The organism is Parviterribacter kavangonensis, assembly GCF_056863335.1.
Window position 1 is genome coordinate 482,983 of record NZ_JBXPJA010000003.1, and the last position, 20,058, is coordinate 503,040.

Here is a 20,058-nt window from a genome sequence, read left to right on the forward strand (position 1 = left end):
GCGGCGGCCGGTCGTCATAACCCGTTGGTAGCCTGCGGACAGTGACTACCGCACTCGCCGACCTGCCCCTCCTCGCGTCCGGGAAGGTCCGCGAGATGTACGACCTGGGCGACCGCCTTCTGATGGTCGCGTCGGACCGGATCTCGACGTACGACGTCGTCCACCCGAACGGGATCCCGGACAAGGGCAAGGTGCTCACCGGGCTGTCGGTCTTCTGGTTCGGCCGGACCGGCCACATCATCCCGAACCACTTCATCTCGGCCACCGAGGGCGTCCCCGGGGAGGCGCGCGGCCGCGCGATCGTCGCCCGCAAGCTCAAGATGCTGCCCGTCGAGTGCGTCGTGCGCGGCTACATCACGGGCTCGGGCTGGAAGGACTACCAGGCGACCGGGAAGGTCTCTGGCATCGAGCTGCCGCCCGGACTCCAGGAGTCCGAGCGCCTGCCGACCCCCATCTTCACGCCGTCGACGAAGGCCGAGGTCGGCCACGACGAGACCATCGACTTCGACCAGGCCGCGGAGGCCGTCGGCGACCGCGACCTCGTCGGCCGGCTGCGCGACGTCTCGATCGCGCTCTACCAGTTCGCCGCCGACCACGCTCGCGAGCGCGGCGTGATCCTCGCCGACACGAAGTTCGAGTTCGGCCTCGACGAGAAGGGCGAGCTGGTCCTCGGCGACGAGGTGCTCACGCCCGACTCCTCGCGCTTCTGGCCCGCCGACGACTACGAGGCGGGCCGCGGTCAGAAGAGCTACGACAAGCAGTTCGTCCGCGACTGGGCCTCGTCGACCGGGTGGGACAAGACGCCGCCGGCGCCGGAGATCCCCGACGACGTCGTCGCGGGCACGCGCGCGAAGTACGTCGAGGCGTACGAGAAGATCACGGGCGAGGAGTTCGACGCCTGGCTGCAGCGCACCGGGAGCGCGTGATGCCGCGCGTTCGCGTCCTCGTCCGGCCGAAGGAGGGCATCCTCGACCCGCAGGGACAGGCCGTCGAGCAGGCGCTGCCGGCGCTCGGCTTCGACGGCGTGCGCAACGTGCACGTCGGCCGGCTGATCGAGCTGGACGTCGAGGACGCATCCCGGGTGCCGGAGATGTGCGAGAAGCTGCTCGCCAACCCGCTCGTCGAGGACTACGAGGTCGTGGCGTGACGCGCTTCGGCGTCATCCGGTTCCCCGGCTCGTGCGACGAGGTCGACGCGCTCCAGGCGTGCGAGCGCGTGGGGGAGGCGGAGCTGCTGTGGCACGGCGACGCCGACCTCAAGGGCGTCGACGCGGTCGTCGTCCCCGGCGGGTTCTCCTACGGCGACTACCTGCGCGCCGGCGCGATCGCGCGGTTCTCGCCGGTCATGACCGCGGTGGCGGAGTTCTCCCGCGCGGGCGGCCCGGTGCTCGGCATCTGCAACGGCTTCCAGGTCCTCTGCGAGGCGGGCCTGCTGCCCGGCGCGCTGCTGCCGAACCTCGAGCGGCGCTTCATCTGCCGCCAGGTCGGCCTCGAGGTCGTCGACGAGGGAACCCAGTGGACGTCCGCGGCCGGCAACGGCGACGTGCTCTCGATCCCCGTCAAGCACCAGTCGGGCCGCTACTACGTCCCGGAGGACCAGCGCGACGACGTGCGCGTCGTGTTCCGGTACGCCCACGACGGCAACCCGAACGGCTCGACCAACGACATCGCGGGCGTCGCGAACGCCGCCGGCAACGTCGTCGGGCTCATGCCGCATCCGGAGCACGCGGTCGATCCGCTGACCGGCTCGGCCGACGGGCTCAAGCTGTTCGAGTCGGTCGCGCTCGTCCGTGCCTGAGACGACGCTGCCCTCGGTCGAGGACGCCGTCGCGCTCGGCCTGACGCGCGACGAGTACGCGCTCGTGGTCGACAAGCTCGGCCGGCCGCCGAACGACGTCGAGCTGGCGATGTTCTCGCTGCTGTGGAGCGAGCACTGCGCCTACAAGCACTCGAAGAAGCTCCTGCGCACGCTGCCGACCGAGGGCCCGAAGGTCGTCATGGGCCCGGGGGAGAACGCGGGCGCGGTCGACGTCGGCGACGGGATGGCCGTCGCGTTCAAGGTCGAGTCGCACAACCACCCGTCCGCGGTCGAGCCGTTCCAGGGCGCCGCCACCGGCGTCGGCGGCATCCTGCGCGACATCTTCGCCATCGGCGCGCGGCCGATCGCGGTGCTCGACTCGCTGCGCTTCGGCGAGCCGACGAGCGCCCGCTCGCGCTACCTGCTCGACCACGCGGTCGCGGGCATCGGGCACTACGGCAACTCGATCGGCGTCCCCACGGTTGGTGGCGAGGTCTACTTCGAGGGGCCGTACGAGCAGAACTGCCTGGTCAACGCGATGGCGCTCGGCCTCGCGCGCGCTGACGACATGATCCGCAGCGCCGCCGCGGGCGTCGGCAACGTGCTCGTCCTCTTCGGCGCGTCGACCGGGCGCGACGGGATCGGCGGCGCGTCGGTGCTGGCGAGCGCGGAGCTCGGCGAGGCGGACGAGGACAAGCGCCCGACCGTCCAGGTCGGCGATCCGTTCGAGGAGAAGAAGCTGCTCGAGTGCTCGCTCGAGCTGCTCGAGCGCGGACTCCTCGTCTCCCTCCAGGACCTCGGCGCGGCCGGGTTGACCTCGTCGGCGTCGGAGATGGCGTCGAAGGGCGAGGTCGGCGTCGAGATCGACATCGCGAAGGTGCCGCTGCGCGAGGCCGGGATGGCGCCCTTCGAGATCATGGTCTCCGAGTCGCAGGAGCGGATGCTCTGCGTCGTCGAGCCCGCGCGCGTCGACGAGGTGCTCGCGATCTGCGCGAAGTGGGAGGTCCACGGGACGGCGATCGGCTCGGTCACCGACACGCATCACGTCGTCGTCCGCGACGGCGACCGCGTCGTCGGCGACATGCCGGTTGTCGCCCTCGTCGACGACTGCCCGCTCTACGACCTCGAGCCGGCCAAGCCCAGTTCGCCGCTGTACCCGGCGCCGCCGCGGACGTTCGCGGGCGGCACGCCGCGCGACGCGCTGCTCGCGCTGCTCGGCTCGCCGAACCTCGCGTCGCGGCTGCCGCTCTTCCAGCAGTACGACTGGATCGTCCAGTCGCGGACCGTCCGCCGGCCGGCGCAGGCCGACGCCGCGGTGCTGCAGCTCGCGGGCGGGAACGCCGTCGCGACGAGCATCGACGGGAACGGCCGGCGCGTCGCGTGCGACCCGTACTGGGGCACGGTGGGCGTCGTGCTCGAGTGCGCGTCGAACCTCGCGTGCGTCGGCGCCGAGCCGCTCGGCACGACGAACAACCTCAACTTCGGCAACCCCGAGAAGCCGCACATCGCGTGGCAGCTGACCGAGGCGGTGCGGGGCATCGGCGACGCCTGCCGTGCTCTCGAGGCGCCGATCGTCGGCGGCAACGTCTCGCTCTACAACGAGGGCGCGACCGCGGGGCCGATCTACCCGACGCCGGTCATCGGCATGGTCGGGGAGCTGCCCGACCCGGCGCGCGCCGGACGCCTCGGCTTCGCCGCCGAGGGCGACGCGATCGCGGTCTGCGGGCCGTTCCGCCCGGCGCTGCCCGGGTCAGAGCTGGCGAAGCTCCGCGGCGAGCCGCTGCCCGACGGGCTGCCGGAGATCGACATCGCCGCGGTCCGCGCGGCCCAGGAGGCGGTGCGCGACGCCGTCCGCGCCGGCGACCTCGCGAGCGCCCACGACATCGCCGAGGGCGGCCTGCTCGTCGCCCTCGCGGAGAGCGTCCTCGCCGGCGAGGTCGGCGCGGTCGTCGACCTCGGCCCCGTGGACGACGCAGCCGACGGTCTCGGCCCGGCCGGCGCTCTCGAGACGCGGCTCTTCGGCGAGGCCCCCGGCGGCTTCGTCGTCTCCGGCAGCGAGGACGCGCTCCGCCGCCTGGGCGAGCGGGTCGAGCTGCAGCTCGTCGGCCGCGTCAAGGGCGACCGCCTCCTCGTCACCGCCGGCGGCGAGCGGATCGACGCCAGGCTCGACGAGCTCGCGCAGGTGCACGCGAGCCTCGCGCCGCTCTTCCCCTGACGCCCCACCTCGCGGGTTCTCCGCGCCGCATCTCTCGCAATCGGGCGGCCGCCCGGCTCCTGCCGGGCCGGGCGGCCGTCCTTCTCATCGCCGCGACCAGGCGCCGGCGAGAGGCTCAGGAAGAGCGCTGGGGCGGCAGGGCGACCGTCTCGCGACGACCGCCCCGCCGCTCCACGACGAGCGTGCGGCCAACCGGCCGGGCGCCGTCGGTGATGAGGAGGAAGGCACCGTTCTCGCGCGGCTTCACGACCCGCCCGGCGATCCGCAGGCGCACGACTCCGTCGGCCGCGAGGCCGCCGACGATCTGCACCTCACGGCCGGGCGACTCGTCCACGTCGACGAGCACCGAGCCGTTGGGCTCGAAGCACCGCCCACGTGTCGCGAGCCCGGTCGCCAGATCCAGCTGCATCGCGCCGAGCACGCGCGGACCCGCCTTCGTCAGCGAGCCGAGCGCTGCGCACTGCGAGCCGTCCTGCCGGGCGTAGGTGATGAGGGCCCACGGCGCGACGCCCGGCCAGTCGAGCGTCAGCGCCACGCGCGGCGTCCCCAGCTCGGGCGGCAGCGCGCGCTCCTCCTCCCCACACCCCGCGAAGGCCATCGCCGCTGCGACGGCCGCGAGAGACACGACGAACCTGCTCATAGCCCCGGATGGATCGGCACGAACGCCAACAAGTTGACTCCCCGTCGACCGGACTGGACGCTTTCACCTCGCATCGTGCGGCGTCCAGATCCGTTCGGGGCCGATCGACCCACGGTTGACCGCCGCTGCCGCTGCTACGCTCGCCAGCGCCATGGACCTTCGCGACGGTCCGCGCGACGAGTGCGGCGTCTTCGGGATCTACGGACCCGGCCACGACGTCTCCCGGCTCGCCTACTTCGCCCTCTACGCCCTGCAGCACCGGGGGCAGGAGTCGGCGGGGATCGCCAGCTGCGATCGCGACGGACACATCATGACGCTGCGCGATCGAGGTCTCGTCAGCCAGGTGTTCGACGAGCAGAAGCTGCGTACCCTCGGCGGCGAGCTGGCCGTCGGGCACGTCCGCTACTCGACCACCGGCTCGGACGCGTGGGAGAACACGCAGCCCGTCTACCGGTCCGATCACCACCAGCTGGCGCTGGCCCACAACGGCAACCTCGTCAACGCGGTCGAGCTGCACGCCGAGATGCGCCGAGGCGGCGTCCGGTTCAGCTCCACTTCGGACTCCGAGATCATCGCCGCGCTGCTCGCCGACCACCCGGCCGACCGGCTCGAGGACGCGGTGTGCGACGTCATGCCCCGCCTCGAGGGCGCGTTCTCCACGGTCGTGCTCGCGAAGGACCGCGTGATCGCGTTCCGCGATCCGGCCGGCTTGCGGCCGCTGGCGCTCGGCATGATCGGCGACCGCTACTGCGTCGCCAGCGAGACGTGCGCGTTCGACATCATCGGCGCCAAGCACCTGCGCGACGTGCTGCCGGGCGAGGTCGTGACGCTGAGCGAGCGCGGCATCGAGTCGCGCATGGCGGTCGAGAACGCTCGCCAGGCGTTCTGCGTCTTCGAGTACATCTACTTCGCGCGTCCCGACTCGCGCATGAACGGGGAGCTGCTGCAGGCCGCCCGCGGCCGGATGGGCGAGATCCTCGCGCGCGAGGCGCCGGCGCCCGACGCCGACCTCGTCATCCCGGTGCCCGACTCCGGCACGCCCGCGGCCCGCGGCTTCGCTCGCGCCTCGGGGCTGCCGCAGGACGACGGGCTCATCAAGAACCGCTACGTCGCCCGCACGTTCATCCAGCCGGGCCAGGAGCTGCGCAAGCACGGCCTGCGGATGAAGTTCAACCCGCTGCCCGAGATCGTCGGCGGCAAGTCGATCGTCGTCGTGGACGACTCGATCGTGCGCGGCAACACGACGCGGCAGATCGTGCAGATGCTGCGCGACGCCGGTGCCGCCGCGGTGCACATGCGCATCTCGGCGCCGCCGATCAAGCACCCGTGCCACTACGGCGTCGACATGTCGACGCGCGAGGAGATGGTCGCGCACGGGCGGACGGTCGACGAGATCGCGGCCGAGCTCGGCTGCGACTCGCTGGCGTACCTGTCGCTCGACGGCGTCTACGAGGCGGTCCGCGGGTCGCGCAAAACGCACTGCGACGCGTGCTTCAGCGGCAACTACCCGCTCGCGACGGGCGAGCCGCGCGCCGACAAGTTCGCCTTCGAGAACGAGCTCCCGCTCGTCAAGGTCTGATGCCCGACGCGCTCGAAGCGCGTCGCCGCCGGTCCGAGGCAGCGTTCTACCGGCTCTTCGACGGCGTGGCCTTCGACGGCGCGTGGGCGGCCGTGACGCCGTCACTGCCCGAGCGTTCTCTGTTCAACGCCGTCGTCTACGAGGACCCGGCGGCGCTGATCGCCGTGCGCGACGAGGTCGAGGCGCTCTACGCGTCGCGCGGCGTGCGCGCGTGGACGGTGTGGGTGAACACCGAGGACCGCTCGCTGGCCGACGCGCTCGCGTCAGGCGGGCATGTGCTCGACGCGACTCCCGAGTCGATGGGAGCGTGGCTGCGGGATCTGGATCTCGACGGCGACGACCTCGGCGAGCCGCTGGGGTGGGACGACGTCATCGCGATCAACGAGGCGGCCTACCGGATGCCGGCGGGCGCGATGGCCGGCCCGCCGCTCGAGGGCCTGCACGTGCTCGGCGTGCCAGGCGAGGCCGTCGTCGCGTCGTACGAGGTCGACGGCGACTGCTGGATGGGCCTCGTCGCCACCCACCCGTCGGCACAGGGCCGCGGGCTGTGCCCGGCGCTCATGAAGCAGGCGCTCCGCGCCGCCCGCGACCGCGGCTGCGAGTCCACGTCGCTCGAGGCGTCCAAGGCCGGCGAGCCCGTCTACGCGAAGCTCGGCTACCGCCGCCTCGGCCGGCTCGAGATGTGGGAGAAGCGCCTCCCACACGCACTGTGAAGGATCTGTCGCAGATGTCGTTCGGGGGGCTGTTGCCTTCCGGGTCGGCCGCTACGGTCGGCGACTCCATGGACCCCCGCGCCGCCCTCCGTTCCACCTTCGGCTTCGACGACTTCCGCCCCGGTCAGCGGGAGGCGGTCGAGGCGGCGCTGGAAGGCCGGGACGTCCTCGTCGTCATGCCGACCGGCGCGGGGAAGTCGCTCTGCTACCAGCTTCCGGCGCTCATGCGGGGCGACCTGACGATCGTCGTCTCGCCGCTCGTGTCGCTCATGCAGGACCAGGTCGAAGCGCTCGAGCGGGTCGCGCCCGGCGCCGTGGGGCTCGTCAACGCGCAGCGCGACGCCGACGCCAACCGGGCGACGATCGCGCGGGCGGTGCGGGGCGAGCACCGGATCCTCTACGTCGCGCCCGAGCGGTTCTCGTCGCCAGGCTTCCTCGAGCAGATCCGCGCGGCGTCGGTCGGGCTCTTCGTCGTCGACGAGGCGCACTGCGTGTCGCAGTGGGGCCACGACTTCCGGCCGGACTACTTCCGGCTCGCCGACGCGGCGCGGTGGCTCGGCGCGCAGGCGATCGTCGCGTCGACCGCGACGGCCACGCCGCAGGTCGCCGCCGACATCGCGACGCGCCTCGGACTGCAGGACCCCGTTCGCGTCGCGACGGGCTTCGACCGCCCGAACCTCTCCTTCGCCGTCGTGCCGTGCAAGTCGCGCACGGACAAGGAGCGGCGGCTCGTCGCCGCGCTCGAGGAGGAGGGCGCGCTGCCGGCGATCGTCTACGCGGGCACGCGGGCGCGGACGGACGAGCTGGCCGACCGGCTCGCGAGCGCGCTCGACCGCGACGTCCTCGCGTACCACGCCGGCCTGGGCCGCGAGCAGCGCGCCGACGCGCAGCGCCGGTTCATGGCGGGCGAGGTCGACGTCGTCGTGGCGACGAACGCGTTCGGCATGGGCGTCGACAAGGCCGACGTGCGGACGGTGTGCCACGACGCGGTGCCGGGCTCCGTCGAGGCGTACTACCAGGAGGCCGGCCGCGCGGGCCGCGACGGTCTTCCCGCGCGCTGCCTCCTCTTCGCGGAGGGCCGCGACAAGGGCCTGCACGTCTTCTTCATCCAGCGCGGCGAGCTCGATGAGCAGGACGTCGTCCGCGTCGCGCGCCGCCTGCTGAGCGCCGCGATCGACGGCCGCTACGACGTCCCGGTCGAGGAGCTGATCGCCGGCGACTGCGACGAGGACCAGATCCGCGCGATCGTCGGCATCCTCGCGCGCGCCGGCGTCGTCCAGCCGGCCCCGTCGTCGCCGGACCGCGTCCGGGGCCGCCACGTCGGCGAGTGGAACGGGCGCGCCCGCGCCCACGCGAAGACGCTCGCCTCCGAGGGCCAGAAGATCCGCTGGCGCCACTACCGCGACGTGTGGAAGTTCGTCGAGGGCCAGGCGTGCCGGAGGGTCGCGCTGCTGCGCCACTTCGGCGACCGCGCCGCGCCCGCGCCCGACGGCCTGTGCTGCGACGTGTGCGAACCGTCCCTCGTGCCGGCCGCCGCGGCGCCGCCGCGCACGACGCGACTGCCCGGCGGGGGCGCATTGGATCTCGACGACGCGATCCTCGACGTCGTCGCGACCGCCGACCCGACCGTCGGCCGCACGCGCGCCGTGGAGATCCTCCGCGGCGGCCGGTCGAAGGTCGTGCAGAAGTACTCGTACGACGGTCTGCCGGGGTACGGCACGTTCGGCCACCTCCGCAACGAGGAGGTCCTCTCGCGGGTCGACGAGCTCATCGCCGCCGGCCGCCTGCGCTCCACCGGCGGCCACTACCCGAAGCTCGAAGTCACGCGGTGAGCCTGCGCGTCGGCGTCCTCGCCAGCGGCTCGGGGACCAACCTCCAGGCGCTGCTCGACACGGTCCACGGCCGCGAGGCGGAGGTCGTCGCCGTCGCGTCGGACAAGGCGGAGGCGAAGGCGCTCGACCGCGCGCGCGACGCGGGCGTCGAGACCCGCGTCTTCCCGCGCGACGACTTCGCCGACCGCGAGGCGCGCGACGTCGCGATGGCCGAGTGGCTGCTGGACCGCGGGGTCGAGCTGGTCGTGCTCGCCGGCTACATGCAGCTCGTCAGCCCGGTGTTCCTCGCGCACTTCCCCCAGCGCGTCATCAACGTCCACCCGTCGCTGCTGCCGGCGTTCCCGGGGATCGGCGCGATCGCCCAGGCGCTCGCGTACGGCGCCAAGGTCACCGGCGTCACCGTCCACTTCGTCGACGAGGGCGTCGACACGGGCGCGATCATCTTTCAGCGGACGCTCGAGATCGGCGACACGTCCGAGCCCGAGGAGCTTCACGCGCGGCTCCAGCCGCTCGAGCACGAGCTCCTCCCCGAGGCGGTCCGCCGGATCGCCGCCGGCAAGGTCTCGTTCGACCCGGCCTCGTCGCGCCGGGTGATCGTCGCCGACTAGCCCTCCGTCGAGCCCTCGCGGTCGTGCGCCTCCGGCGCCTTCTCGCTCTCGGTGTCCTCGGCGTCCTCGCCCTGCTGCGACCCGGTGGCCTCGTCCTCCCAGTCCCCGGCGACGTCGCCGAGCGAGTCGGAGCCCGCCTCGGGCCGCTGGTCCGCCGCCGCCTTCGCCTCGTCGATCTCGTCGCCGAGGCGGTCGAGCTCGTGCTCCATCTCCCGCTGCGACTCCTCGAGCGGCGCCGCCGCCTCGTCGATCCCCTTCTCCTGCCGTTCCGCGTCCATGAGCGTCATCTTCCCCCCGGCGCGCAAGCCGACACCCCGGACCACTAAGCTCCGCTCGCGTGGCTCACGCCCATCCCCTGACGGCGGTGGATCCGAAGCCGGTCACCGTCAAGCGCGCGCTCCTGTCGGTCTCGGACAAGACCGGCCTCGTCGACTTCGCCCGCGGCCTCGCCGACCTGGGCATCGAGATCGTCTCCACCGGCGGGACGGCGAAGGCACTCGCGGAGGCCGGGCTCGAGGTCCGCTCGATCGAGGACTTCACCGGCTTCCCCGAGATCATGGACGGCCGGGTCAAGACGCTGCACCCGCGGCTCTACGCGGGGCTGCTCGCCGTCCGCGACGACCCGAGCCACCAGCAGGCCATCGACGAGCACGGCATCGAGGTGGTCGACCTCGTCTGCGTGAACCTCTACCCGTTCGAGCAGACCGCGGCCCGGCGCGGCGCCAGCGACGCCGAGGTGATCGAGAACATCGACATCGGCGGCCCGACGATGATCCGCGCGACGGCGAAGAACCACGCGTACACGACGGTCATCGTCTCGCCCGCGTCGTACGACGCCGTGTTGGAGGAGCTGCGGATGAGCGGCGGCGACCTCTCGCCGCAGACGCGCGAGTCGCTCGCGGCCGAGGCGTTCGCCTACACCGCGCGGTACGACACGTCGATCGCGCGCTGGTTCGCCGAGCGCGGCGAGGACTTCCCCGACCTCCACGTGCGCGCGTTCGAGAAGGTCGTCGACCTCGCGTACGGCGAGAACCCGCACCAGCGCGCCGCCTACTACGCGCAGGTCGGCGCGCGCATGCACGTGCTGTCGATGGTCCGCCAGCACCACGGCAAGCAGCTCTCGTACAACAACCTGCTCGACCTCGACTCCGCGCGCCGGATCGCGCGCGAGTTCAGCGTCCCCGCGTGCGTGATCGTCAAGCACAACAACCCGTGCGGCGCGGCCGTCGGGCGGACGCCGCTCGAGGCCTACCAGCGCGCGTTCGAGTGCGACCCGGTCAGCGCGTTCGGCGGGATCATCGTGCTGAACCGCGCGGTGGACAAGGAGCTCGCCGAGGCGCTGAACAAGCAGTTCATCGAGGTGCTCTTCGCGCCCGCCTACGACGACGCGGCGCTCGAGGTCCTGACGCAGAAGCAGAACATCCGGATCCTCGAGGACAACGAGCGGCGCCTCCCGCTCGTCGGCGACCAGGACGAGCGTCAGGTGCTCGGCGGCCTGCTCGTCCAGGACCGCGACACCGGGGTGACGGAGCGGTCGGAGATGGAGGTCGTCAGCGCTCGTGCGCCGACCGAGCAGGAGTGGGAGGACCTCCTCTTCGCCTGGCGCATCTCCAAACACGTGAAGTCGAACGCGATCGTGCTCTCCAAGGACCTCGCGACGATCGGCATCGGCGCCGGGCAGATGAGCCGCGTCGACTCCGTGCGGCTCGCGATCGAGAAGGCGCGGCTCGAGCCGCTGCAGGGCGTCGCGCTCGCCTCCGACGCGTTCTTCCCGTTCTCCGACGGGCCCGAGCTGGCGATGGAGAACGGCGTCACCGCGATCGTCCAGCCCGGCGGGTCGGTGCGCGACGACGAGGTCATCGCGGCGGTCGACGCCGCGGGCGCGGCGATGGTCTTCACGCGCCGCCGCCACTTCCGCCACTAGCGCCGCTAGCGCCGCGGCCGCACGTCCTCGTGCGCCTTCGCACCCACTTCCGCGCTCCTTGCGGGCTTCTCCCGAGGGCCGTCCGCGTCCGTCCGGTGCGTGCCCCACACTGGCGCGCCCGTGTCTGCTCCCGGACCGACACTTCGCGACTGGCAACGCCGTGCGCTCGACGCCATGGCGAGCTGGGAGGAGGGCTCCTTCCTCATCTCGGCGGCGCCCGGCGCGGGCAAGACGCACCCGGCGCTCGTCTTCGCGGCCGAGCAGTTGCGCGCCGGCAAGATCCGCCGCGTCGCGGTCATCACGCCGACCTCCCCGCTGACCCGCCAGTGGGCGCGCGCGGCGGCGCGCCTCGGCCTGCACCTCCTGCCCGACGCGCCCACGCTGCGGCCGCCCGGCGACTTCCAGGGCGTGTCGATCACGTACGCGCGCATCGCCACGTCGCCCGCGGAGTACGCGAAGACGTGCTCGCCGGGGACGCTCGTGATCGCCGACGAGGCGCATCACCTCGGCGAGGACCTCGCGTGGGGCGACGGGTTCGCGGCGGCGTTCCGCGCCGCCCGCCGCTGGCTCCTGCTGTCGGGGACGCCGTTCCGCTCCGACCAGTCCGCGATCCCCGGCGTCCGCTACGACGACGGCCTCGCGGTCCCGGACATCTCGTACACGTACGCCGACGCGGTGCGCGACGGCGTGTGCCGGCGCGTCGCGTTCGTGCCGTACGACGGGACGCTGCAGTGGCAGTCGGGCGACGACGTGATCGAGACGTCGTTCGACGAGGTGCTCTCCAAGCGCGAGGAGGGGCGCCGCTACCGCACGGCGATCTCGACCGAGCTGCCCGACGGGCTCCCGCGCATCCTCCGCGCCGCGCACGCGAAGCTCGTGGAGGCGCGAGGAGCGGGGCATCCGGACGCCGGCGGGCTCGTCGTCACCGCGGACTCCGAGCACGCGCGGGCGGTCGCGAAGGCGATGCGCGAGATCACGGGCACGCTGCCGACGGTCGTGCTGCACACGGAGGCGAACGCTCACAAGAAGCTCGACGCGTTCCGCCGGTCGGGCGAGCCGTGGATCGTCGCCGTGAACATGGTCTCCGAGGGCGTCGACATCCCGCGCCTGCGCGTCGGCGTCTACGCGACGGTGGCGAAGACGCCGCTGCTGTTCCGCCAGATCGTCGGGCGCTTCGTCCGCGTCATCCCCGGCCGCCCGCGTGAGCACGCCTGGGTGTACCTGCCGGCCGACCGCGGGCTGCGGACGCTCGCCGCCGACGTCGAGACCGAGCTGCGCCACAACCTCCGGCCGCCCTCGGACGGCGGGGTCGACGAGGGGCTCCTCGACGACGACCTGCTCGAGCGCGCCGCGCGCGTGGAGACCGAGCCCTCCGAGGCCGGGTTCGTCCCCCTCGCCGCCGACGTGGCGCCGCAGATGGCGCTGTTCGGGGCGCCCGAGACGCCGCCGATCCCCGCGGCGATCCCGCCGGCCGCGCCGCCCGCGGTCTCGTTCCCGAGCGCGGTCGCGTCCGCGCCGGAAGAGGAAGAGCCGCCGCTCTCCGCGTTCGAGAAGCGCGCCGCCCTGCGCGCCCAGCGCCACGAGCTCGTCGCCACCCTGCGCCGCATCGACGGCCGCTCGTTCAACGAGATCAACGGCTGGCTCAACCGCGAGTGCGGCGTCCGCACGGTCGAGGCGGCGACGATCGCCCAGCTCGAGAAGTCGATCGAGCTCCTCCTCCGCGAGCTCGACCGCACGAAGTCGAAGCCCCGCCGCCGCACCGCCGCCGCGCGCTGAGGCGACGCGGCGCCGCGCGGCCGCGCTCTCACGCCTCTCCGCGCGGCTGCGCTCTCACGCCTCTCCGCGCCCGAGTCGCCACGCGTACATCACCGCGCTCACCGCGGTCGCGAGGTTGAGGCTGGAGACGCCTGGTTGCATGGGCAGTGCGAGGCGGGCGGTGGCTTGGGCGAGCACCTCGTCACTCAGCCCGTCCCGCTCGGTCCCGAACGCCAGCACCGCGCCGTCGCCGATCGCACCCGGCGTCAGCGGCTCACCCTCCGGATCGAGCGCGATCACCGGCACGTCGCACCGCTCGACCCGAGCGACCGGCAGCGCGTAGTGCAACCCCGCCGACCCCCGCAGCGCCGCCGGGCTCCACGGATCCTTCCCGCCCGTCGTCACCACCCCTCGAGCACCGGCCGCCGCGGCGACGCGCACGCAAGCACCGACGTTCCCGAGGTCCTGCGGCGCATCGAGCAGCACGCAAGGAGCCCCACCCGCCGCGAGCACCGCCGCCGCATCGACGACCGGCCGCCGCGCCACCGCGATCACCCCCGTCCGCGGGACCTGAGGAGCCAGCCCCTCGAACGCCGAAGCCGCCACCACCTCCGCCCGCCCGACGACATCGGCGACGTCCGGCGCAAGCGCCCCGGCCAACCCGGCGACGTCCGCGCCCTCCACGGCCACCAACCGCACGACCTCCGCCCCGAACCGAACGGCGTGCTTCACCGGATGGAACCCCTCCAGCACCACCAACCCGTAGTCCCGCCGAGCGGCCCTGAAGAACCCCGTCAAGCTCGCCGCAGCGGCCGGTCCTACGTCCGGTTCAGATGCGAACATAGGTTCGTGCAACGCAAGGATCGCGAGCGAGAAGAGGCACGGCGGCTCCGCACGGAGGGCTGGAGCGTAAAGCGGATCGCGAAGGAGCTCGGAGTTTCGGCCTCTTCAGTCAGCGTGTGGGTCCGCGACATCCCCCCGCCGCCCCGCCCAACGAAGGTCCGGAAGGCCGGCCGCCCGAGCGGCCCGTCGCCGGTGTCGATCAGGGTCGAGCCGGGAGATCCTTCGAAGGGCTGTCCGCGGTGCGAGAGGATCCTGCCGCTCGCCGCGTTCAGCCGCGACGGCGACGGTCACCAGCACTGGTGCCGGGACTGCTTCCGCGACTACTTCCGCGCGCGGGGCGACCACCACCGCGAGCAGTCGGCAGCTGCGCACCGGCGGCGCCGCGAGGCTGCGCGCGCTCTGGTGCTGGAGCGCCTGAAGGGGGACTCGTGCGTCGACTGCGGGGAGGACGAGCTGCTCGTCCTGGAGTTCGACCATCACTTGGGCGAGAAGACCGCCAACGTCGCCACGCTGCTTGCGGATGGTCGCCGTCTCGATGTCGTCCGAGCAGAGCTCGAACGCTGTGAGGTCGTCTGCGTCAACTGCCACCGCCGCAGGACGGCGCGCAGAGCGGGGACCTACCGGGCCTCCGGCGTTCCTCCGGTCAGTTGGACCGGTCCACAGCGTCGGAACCAGGACCATCTCATCGAGACCCTGCGACGATCCGGCTGCGTCGATTGCGGTGAGCACGACCCGATCGTCCTCGAGTTCGATCACCGAGCGGACAAGCGCGCAGCCGTCGTGCGCCTGGCGGGAGGCTGTAGTCTCAGAACGCTCGAGCTGGAGATCGCGAAATGCGACGTCCGCTGCGCGAACTGCCACCGGCTGCGTACGCTCGCGACCGCGACGTGCTGGCGAGAAGACGACCACTGGGCCGTCGGGCTCCTCGACCCGCATGCGTAGTGCCCCCGGAAGGATTCGAACCTTCGCCTCAGCGCTTAAAAGGCGCGTGCGCTAACCACTACGCCACGGGGGCCAGCGGCAACTGTAGAGCGGTGAGCCGGATCCGACGGTCCGCGGGGCGCCCCCGAGAGACGGCCTAGACTCCCGACGACAGGCCCCCATGGTCTAGTGGTTAGGACGCCTCCCTTTCAAGGAGGAGATCACGGGTTCGAGTCCCGTTGGGGGTACTAGGCGAGTCATCGCCTCGGCGGGGAGGCAGGCCGGTAAGCTCGTGCGCGAGCCGGCTAAGCCTGCCCGCGCGGCACGACGTCGATCACGAACGTCCAGGGGAGCGACTCCGCGAGCCCTCCGGTCGCCGTCATCACGATGGTGTGCTGTCCGACGCTCAGCGGCGACGTCAACGCAAGCCAGCCGCTTGCGATCGTGCGCGTCGTCTGCGCCGGGACACCGAGGATGTTGTCCTCGGGGAGCACGACGGTGTCGAGCGTGGTGGTGACGGGCTCGCGGGCCAGCAGATCCGTCGTGCGCCCGTCCAGCGTGATGGTGTGACCGGTGATGCCGAGCCCGGCGATGAACGCCTCGGGGCAAACAGCCGGGTTGGGGAACGCCGCCAGGTCGAACGGCGGGTCCTCTGCGTCGCTGCACTCCGCGAAGCTGCCGACGAGGAGGACGCGGGTGCCCGACGGGACGGTGCAGTGGGTGGTCTCTCCGCCGGGAGCGGCCGGCGCGATGATGCGGTCGGTGAGCATGGCGCATGGGTCGCCGCCCAGCGGGTTCGTCTCGAACGGGCTCTCGAGCGCCAACCGGTTCGCGGCCGCGAGGAGCTCGGTCAGCGACTGACCGCCGGCGCGCGCCTTCGCCGGCAGCACACCCGCTGTCGCGGTTGCGGTCGCCGAGCCGATCGTCAGAGCGAGCGCCGCCCACAGCAGCGCGAACGTCCTCATCCGCCTCATCTCACCTCTCCTTCGGTCGGTCGCCGCGACGCTAGCCATGACCGGACGGACGGGATCGGGAAGATGCGCTGAGCGGTGCCGGGAGCTGCGTCCGGGAGGCGGGTGACCAACGTTCAGGCGAGGCGAAGGAGGCATCGCCACAGCGGCCGGCGCGTTGGGCGACCGTCCACTCGGCAGGCGTCGGTCCGAGTCCCCCGGGTACTAGACGGACCGGGTCAGACCGCCGTCGACGAGGAGCGCGACGCCGGTGATGTAGGCCGCTCGGTCGGAGCAGAGGAACGCGGCCGCGGCGGCCATCTCGGCGGGTTCGCCGAGGCGGCCCGCGGGGATGTTGGAGCGGGCTGCTTCCTGGGCGGCGTCGAGGGACCCGCCATGCAACGACGCAATGCGGTCAGTGGCGATCTGGCCGGGGAGCACGCTGTTGAGGGTCACGCCGTCGCCGGCGACCTCGCGGGCGAGGGTCTTCCAGGCCGCCAGCGTCGCGGAGCGGTGGGCGTTCGAGAGCATGAGGGCGGGGAGGGGCTCGCGGACGCTCGTGGAGACGACGTTGACGATCCGGCCCCAGCCGCGCGACCGCATCCCGCCGATGACCTCCTCGACGAACGCCATGGGGTGCAGGACGAGCTCGCGGTACGCGCTCTCCCACTGATCCCGGGTGAACGACAGCGGCTCGCCGCCCGGCGGTCCGCCGGTGTTCACCACGAGCACCTCGATCGGCCCGCCCAGCTCCTCCGACACCGACGCGACGACGGACGGCACGGCGTCCAAGTCGTGCGAGTCGTGGGGAACGCCGAGCACACCCAGCTCGGCGGCGGCGGCCGCGGGATCCCGCGACGTGATCGCCACGCGGCACCCCTCGGCGACGAGCTCCGCGGCGATCGCCCGCCCGATCCCGCGCGACCCCGCGGTGACGAGCGCGACACGACCGGCGAGCCCGAGATCCACGGGGCGGGAAGCTACCGCTCGGGCGTGATGACCAGCGTCCCGCCGGGCGCCCACGCGCGCAGCAGGGTCCACAGCAGCACGAGCTGGCCGGACAACTCCAGCGACTCCTCGAGCGTCGTGCTCAGCTTGTAGAGCGTCTCGCTGTCGATCGTCCCGCTCACGGCCTCCATGACCAAGGCGCCGCTCACGTAGAGCACCGCCGCGAGGAACAGCCCGTTGCGCAACCGCGCCGGCTGCGCGCGGATGAACCCCAGGTATGCGAACGCCAGCACGACGACGACCGCGAAGCCGGGGATGACCCAGCCCCAGTAGAGGATCCCGTCGGTGTGCAGAGCGTCGCGCACGGGATCGATGAGCAGCTCGTGCACCTGCGAGGCCTCGTCGATCGAGACCCACGTCATCAGCACCGCCAGCCCGAGCCAGTGCCACAGCCACGGACCGCGCACCCGCCGCACCGCGGCCGCGATGGCCAGCGCAACGAGCCCCGACGCCGCCAGCAGGCCGGACTGGAACCAGCTGGGCAGGTTCGCCTCCTGGTCGATGTTCACGAACTCGACCGACCCTCGATCGAGCACGACGTCGGCGAACGTGTTCGCCAGCGACACGAGCACGAGCAGGACCGCGATCCCCACCGCAACCTGCATCAACCGATCGATGCGGATCACCGTCGGCCCGATCGGCTGACCCACCCCGCCGTCGCGCCGCGACGCTGGAGCAACGGGCGCCGATGGATCGCGCGAGATCCGCGTGGACTTCTCGAAGGGGTCGGTGTCGGTGGTCACGGTTGGCAGCTCGCCACTAGGCTCGGGGTCCCGCGGGCGGGTAGCTCAGTTGGTCAGAGCATCACGCTTACACCGTGAGAGTCGCCGGTTCGAGTCCGGCCCCGCCCATGACGCCCGAGAACCTGGACGGACGTTCGCCCGCGCCGGCCGGGTTCCTGCGCAGGATCCTTCGCTTGCGTCTCATCCGCGTCGTCGAATAGGTTCGCCCTGCGGACCTATGGCGTCGACGGCGCGGACCTCCGACATCTCATCCCCCGAGAAGAACGGCGCCCAGACGCCGGACATCGCGCTGCGCGCGCTCGTCAAGACGTACGGCGACGTGCGAGCCGTCGACGGCATCGACCTCGACGTCCGCCACGGCGAGTTCTTCACGATGCTCGGCCCCAGCGGCTCGGGCAAGACGACGACGCTGCGGCTCATCGCCGGGTTCGAGCTGCCCGACTCGGGCGAGGTCCGGCTCGGCGGCGAGGACGTCGCGAACGAGCCGCCGTTCAACCGCGACGTCAACACGGTCTTCCAGGACTACGCGCTCTTCCCGCACATGACCGTGCAGGAGAACGTGGAGTACGGGCTCCGGATCAAGAAGGTCCCGAAGCCCGAGCGCAGGCAGCGCGCCGAGGACGCGCTGCAGATGGTCCGCCTGACGGGGTACGGCACGCGCAAGCCGGCCCAGCTGAGCGGCGGGCAGCGGCAGCGGGTGGCGCTCGCGCGAGCGATCGTCAACCGCCCAAGGGTGCTGCTGCTCGACGAGCCGCTCGGCGCACTCGACCTGAAGCTCCGCCAGGAGATGCAGTTCGAGCTCAAGCGGATCCAGCAGGAGGTCGGCATCACGTTCGTCTACGTGACGCACGACCAGGAGGAAGCCCTGACGATGAGCGACCGCCTGGCGGTGTTCAACGAAGGGCGCATCGAGCAGGTCGGCGCCCCCGCCGACGTCTACGAGCATCCGGAGACGGAGTTCGTGGCCGGCTTCGTGGGGACGTCGAACGTGCTCGAACGGGACGGCCGCCGCTTCACGGTCCGCCCCGAGAAGGTCCACCTGCTCGACGAGCACGACAGCGCGGATCGGTCCGGCTGGCACGTCGAAGGAGGGCGGATCGCCGACGCCAGCTACGCGGGGATGGTCACGAAGTACCTCGTGGAGCTCGACGGCGGCGAGACGTTGCAGGTGGTCTCACAGAACCTCGCGACGACGTCGTCCGAGGCGCTGGAGGCACGCGGGAGGAAGGTCAAGGTCGGGTGGCGCGCCGAGCAGGCGTCGGCCATCCGCGACGAGGAGGAGAGTCCGTGATCCAGTCACGCTTCTTGGCGGCGGTGCTGTGTCTCACCGCCGCGCTGGCGTTCGCAGCCATCGGCTGCGGCGACGACGAAGGCGACAGCGGCGGTGGCGCCAGCACCAGCGAGAGCCAGGACGGCGTCGCCGCCCAGGTGACGCCGCCGAAGGACCTCGAGCCGATGGCGTCGCTCGGGAAGGGCGAGGGCAAGGTCAACCTGATCGCGTGGGCCGGCTACGTCGAGGATGGCTCGACGGATCCGAAGGTCGACTGGGTCAGCGACTTCGAGAAGGACACCGGCTGCCAGGTCAACGTCAAGGTCGGCAACACGTCCGACGAGATGGTGACCCTGATGCGCACCGGCAACTACGACGGCGTGTCGGCGTCCGGTGACGCGACGCTGCGCCTCATCGCCGGCGGCGACGTGGCGCCGGTCAACACCGACCTCGTCCCGAACTACGCGGACGTCTACGACGCGCTGAAGAACCGCGCGTTCAACTCGGTCGACGGGCAGATGTACGGCATCCCGCACGGCCGCGGCGCGAACCTGCTCATGTGGAACAAGAGCAAGGTCAAGCCGGCGCCCGACAGCTGGGGCATCGTGTTCGACCCGAACTCGAAGTACAAGGGCAAGACGACCGCGTACGACAGCCCGATCTACATCGCCGACGCGGCGCTGTACCTGAAGGCCACGCAGCCCGACCTGAAGATCGAGAACCCGTACGAGCTCGACGACAAGCAGTTCCAGGCCGCGATCGACCTGCTCAAGCAGCAGAAGGCGATCATCGGCGAGTACTGGTCGGACTACACGAAGGAGCAGGCCGCCTTCAACAACGGCGACACCGTCGTCGGCACGACGTGGCAGGTCATCGCGAACCTCATCGAGGCCGACAAGAAGGTGAAGGTCGGGACGGTGCTGCCGAAGGAGGGCTCCACCGGGTGGTCGGACACGTGGATGATCTCGTCCAAGGCCAAGCACCCGAACTGCATGTACATGTGGATGAACCACATCATCAGCCCGAAGGCGAACGCCGCCGTGGCCGAGTGGTTCGGCGAGGCCCCGTCGAACCCGAAGGCGTGCGCGGAGACCGCGGTGAAGGAGCACTGCGACATCTTCCACGCGAACGACGAGGCCTACTTCGACAAGGTCTCGTTCTGGACCACCCCGACCAAGCAGTGCGGCGACTCGCGAGGCGCCGTCTGCAAGGACTACTCGGAGTGGGTCCAGGCCTGGACCGAAGTCAAGGGCTAGCACC

The 20,058-nt window shown here is 72.0% G+C and carries 19 protein-coding genes and 3 tRNA genes; 15 read left to right on the top strand and 7 right to left on the bottom strand.

Features of this window, described 5'->3' with window-relative positions; all coding sequences use genetic code 11:
* The first annotated feature begins 41 nt into the window (after positions 1 to 41).
* From AC1UE4_RS22235 to purL, 4 genes are read left to right on the top strand one after another with little or no spacing between them, the layout of a single operon-like run.
* Positions 42 to 926: a phosphoribosylaminoimidazolesuccinocarboxamide synthase gene (locus AC1UE4_RS22235; RefSeq protein ID WP_482919519.1), complete on the top strand. Its 885-nt coding sequence runs from the start codon at positions 42 to 44 to the stop codon at positions 924 to 926.
* Positions 926 to 1,147, top strand: a complete 222-nt coding sequence (gene purS, locus AC1UE4_RS22240; protein WP_482919520.1) for a phosphoribosylformylglycinamidine synthase subunit PurS — start codon at positions 926 to 928, stop codon at positions 1,145 to 1,147. The genes AC1UE4_RS22235 and purS overlap by 1 nt, the downstream gene beginning before the upstream one ends.
* A complete protein-coding gene (gene purQ, locus AC1UE4_RS22245) occupies positions 1,144 to 1,797 on the top strand; it encodes a phosphoribosylformylglycinamidine synthase subunit PurQ (RefSeq protein ID WP_482919521.1) in 654 nt (217 codons plus the stop codon). Before purS ends, purQ begins: the two co-directional genes overlap by 4 nt.
* A complete protein-coding gene (gene purL, locus AC1UE4_RS22250; RefSeq protein WP_482919522.1) occupies positions 1,790 to 4,012 on the top strand; it encodes a phosphoribosylformylglycinamidine synthase subunit PurL in 2,223 nt (740 codons plus the stop codon). The genes purQ and purL overlap by 8 nt, the downstream gene beginning before the upstream one ends.
* A gap of 115 nt (positions 4,013 to 4,127) precedes the next feature.
* Here purL and AC1UE4_RS22255 read toward each other — a convergent pair whose 3' ends face one another.
* Positions 4,128 to 4,637: a hypothetical protein gene (locus AC1UE4_RS22255; RefSeq protein WP_482919523.1), complete on the bottom strand. Its 510-nt coding sequence runs from the start codon at positions 4,635 to 4,637 to the stop codon at positions 4,128 to 4,130.
* Between the two features lie 166 nt (positions 4,638 to 4,803).
* Here AC1UE4_RS22255 and purF point away from each other — a divergent pair, with 166 nt between their 5' ends.
* The 4 genes from purF (at position 4,804) to purN (ending at position 9,384) form a co-directional block, all read left to right on the top strand.
* Entirely contained in the window at positions 4,804 to 6,231 is a 1,428-nt protein-coding gene (purF, locus tag AC1UE4_RS22260; RefSeq protein ID WP_482919524.1) for an amidophosphoribosyltransferase, read from the top strand.
* The gene (locus AC1UE4_RS22265) at positions 6,231 to 6,944 is read left to right on the top strand and encodes a GNAT family N-acetyltransferase (protein WP_482919525.1); all 714 of its coding nucleotides are present in this window, start codon (positions 6,231 to 6,233) and stop codon (positions 6,942 to 6,944) included. The genes purF and AC1UE4_RS22265 overlap by 1 nt, the downstream gene beginning before the upstream one ends.
* A 68-nt stretch (positions 6,945 to 7,012) precedes the next feature.
* Positions 7,013 to 8,776, top strand: a complete 1,764-nt coding sequence (locus tag AC1UE4_RS22270; protein WP_482919526.1) for a RecQ family ATP-dependent DNA helicase — start codon at positions 7,013 to 7,015, stop codon at positions 8,774 to 8,776.
* On the top strand, positions 8,773 to 9,384 hold the full coding sequence (gene purN, locus AC1UE4_RS22275; protein WP_482919527.1) for a phosphoribosylglycinamide formyltransferase: 612 nt from the start codon (positions 8,773 to 8,775) through the stop codon (positions 9,382 to 9,384). The genes AC1UE4_RS22270 and purN overlap by 4 nt, the downstream gene beginning before the upstream one ends.
* Here purN and AC1UE4_RS22280 read toward each other — a convergent pair.
* Positions 9,381 to 9,662 (bottom strand): hypothetical protein, encoded by a 282-nt coding sequence (locus tag AC1UE4_RS22280; protein ID WP_482919528.1) that lies wholly within the window; start codon positions 9,660 to 9,662, stop codon positions 9,381 to 9,383. The genes purN and AC1UE4_RS22280 overlap by 4 nt on opposite strands.
* A gap of 59 nt (positions 9,663 to 9,721) precedes the next feature.
* On the opposite strand from AC1UE4_RS22280, the gene purH reads away from it, so the two are divergent.
* A complete protein-coding gene (gene purH / locus AC1UE4_RS22285; protein ID WP_482919529.1) occupies positions 9,722 to 11,308 on the top strand; it encodes a bifunctional phosphoribosylaminoimidazolecarboxamide formyltransferase/IMP cyclohydrolase in 1,587 nt (528 codons plus the stop codon).
* A gap of 120 nt (positions 11,309 to 11,428) precedes the next feature.
* Entirely contained in the window at positions 11,429 to 13,084 is a 1,656-nt protein-coding gene (locus AC1UE4_RS22290; protein ID WP_482919530.1) for a DEAD/DEAH box helicase, read from the top strand.
* Positions 13,085 to 13,138: 54 nt separating this feature from the next.
* Here the strand turns inward: AC1UE4_RS22290 and AC1UE4_RS22295 are convergent, their stop codons facing one another.
* On the bottom strand, positions 13,139 to 13,795 hold the full coding sequence (locus tag AC1UE4_RS22295) for a TrmH family RNA methyltransferase (protein ID WP_482919531.1): 657 nt from the start codon (positions 13,793 to 13,795) through the stop codon (positions 13,139 to 13,141).
* Between the two features lie 117 nt (positions 13,796 to 13,912).
* Here AC1UE4_RS22295 and AC1UE4_RS22300 point away from each other — a divergent pair, with 117 nt between their 5' ends.
* The gene (locus AC1UE4_RS22300; RefSeq protein WP_482919532.1) at positions 13,913 to 14,848 is read left to right on the top strand and encodes a helix-turn-helix domain-containing protein; all 936 of its coding nucleotides are present in this window, start codon (positions 13,913 to 13,915) and stop codon (positions 14,846 to 14,848) included.
* Here AC1UE4_RS22300 and AC1UE4_RS22305 read toward each other — a convergent pair.
* A tRNA-Lys gene (locus AC1UE4_RS22305) sits at positions 14,849 to 14,921 on the bottom strand.
* 81 nt (positions 14,922 to 15,002) lie between these two features.
* On the opposite strand from AC1UE4_RS22305, the gene AC1UE4_RS22310 reads away from it, so the two are divergent.
* Positions 15,003 to 15,075: transfer RNA gene (locus tag AC1UE4_RS22310), tRNA-Glu, on the top strand.
* Between the two features lie 57 nt (positions 15,076 to 15,132).
* Here the strand turns inward: AC1UE4_RS22310 and AC1UE4_RS22315 are convergent.
* From AC1UE4_RS22315 to AC1UE4_RS22325, 3 genes are all read right to left on the bottom strand, one after another.
* Entirely contained in the window at positions 15,133 to 15,792 is a 660-nt protein-coding gene (locus AC1UE4_RS22315) for a hypothetical protein (RefSeq protein WP_482919533.1), read from the bottom strand.
* A 210-nt stretch (positions 15,793 to 16,002) separates the two neighbouring features.
* Complete coding sequence (locus AC1UE4_RS22320) at positions 16,003 to 16,746, bottom strand: SDR family oxidoreductase (protein ID WP_482919534.1); 744 nt, start codon at positions 16,744 to 16,746, stop codon at positions 16,003 to 16,005.
* A gap of 11 nt (positions 16,747 to 16,757) precedes the next feature.
* Entirely contained in the window at positions 16,758 to 17,528 is a 771-nt protein-coding gene (locus AC1UE4_RS22325; protein ID WP_482919535.1) for a DUF8692 domain-containing protein, read from the bottom strand.
* 34 nt (positions 17,529 to 17,562) lie between these two features.
* On the opposite strand from AC1UE4_RS22325, the gene AC1UE4_RS22330 reads away from it, so the two are divergent.
* From AC1UE4_RS22330 to AC1UE4_RS22340, 3 genes are all read left to right on the top strand, one after another.
* Positions 17,563 to 17,636, top strand: a tRNA-Val gene (locus tag AC1UE4_RS22330).
* A gap of 109 nt (positions 17,637 to 17,745) precedes the next feature.
* Positions 17,746 to 18,819 (top strand): ABC transporter ATP-binding protein, encoded by a 1,074-nt coding sequence (locus AC1UE4_RS22335; RefSeq protein ID WP_482919536.1) that lies wholly within the window; start codon positions 17,746 to 17,748, stop codon positions 18,817 to 18,819.
* Positions 18,820 to 18,842: 23 nt separating this feature from the next.
* Complete coding sequence (locus tag AC1UE4_RS22340) at positions 18,843 to 20,054, top strand: ABC transporter substrate-binding protein (RefSeq protein WP_482919537.1); 1,212 nt, start codon at positions 18,843 to 18,845, stop codon at positions 20,052 to 20,054.
* Positions 20,055 to 20,058 lie beyond the last annotated feature (4 nt).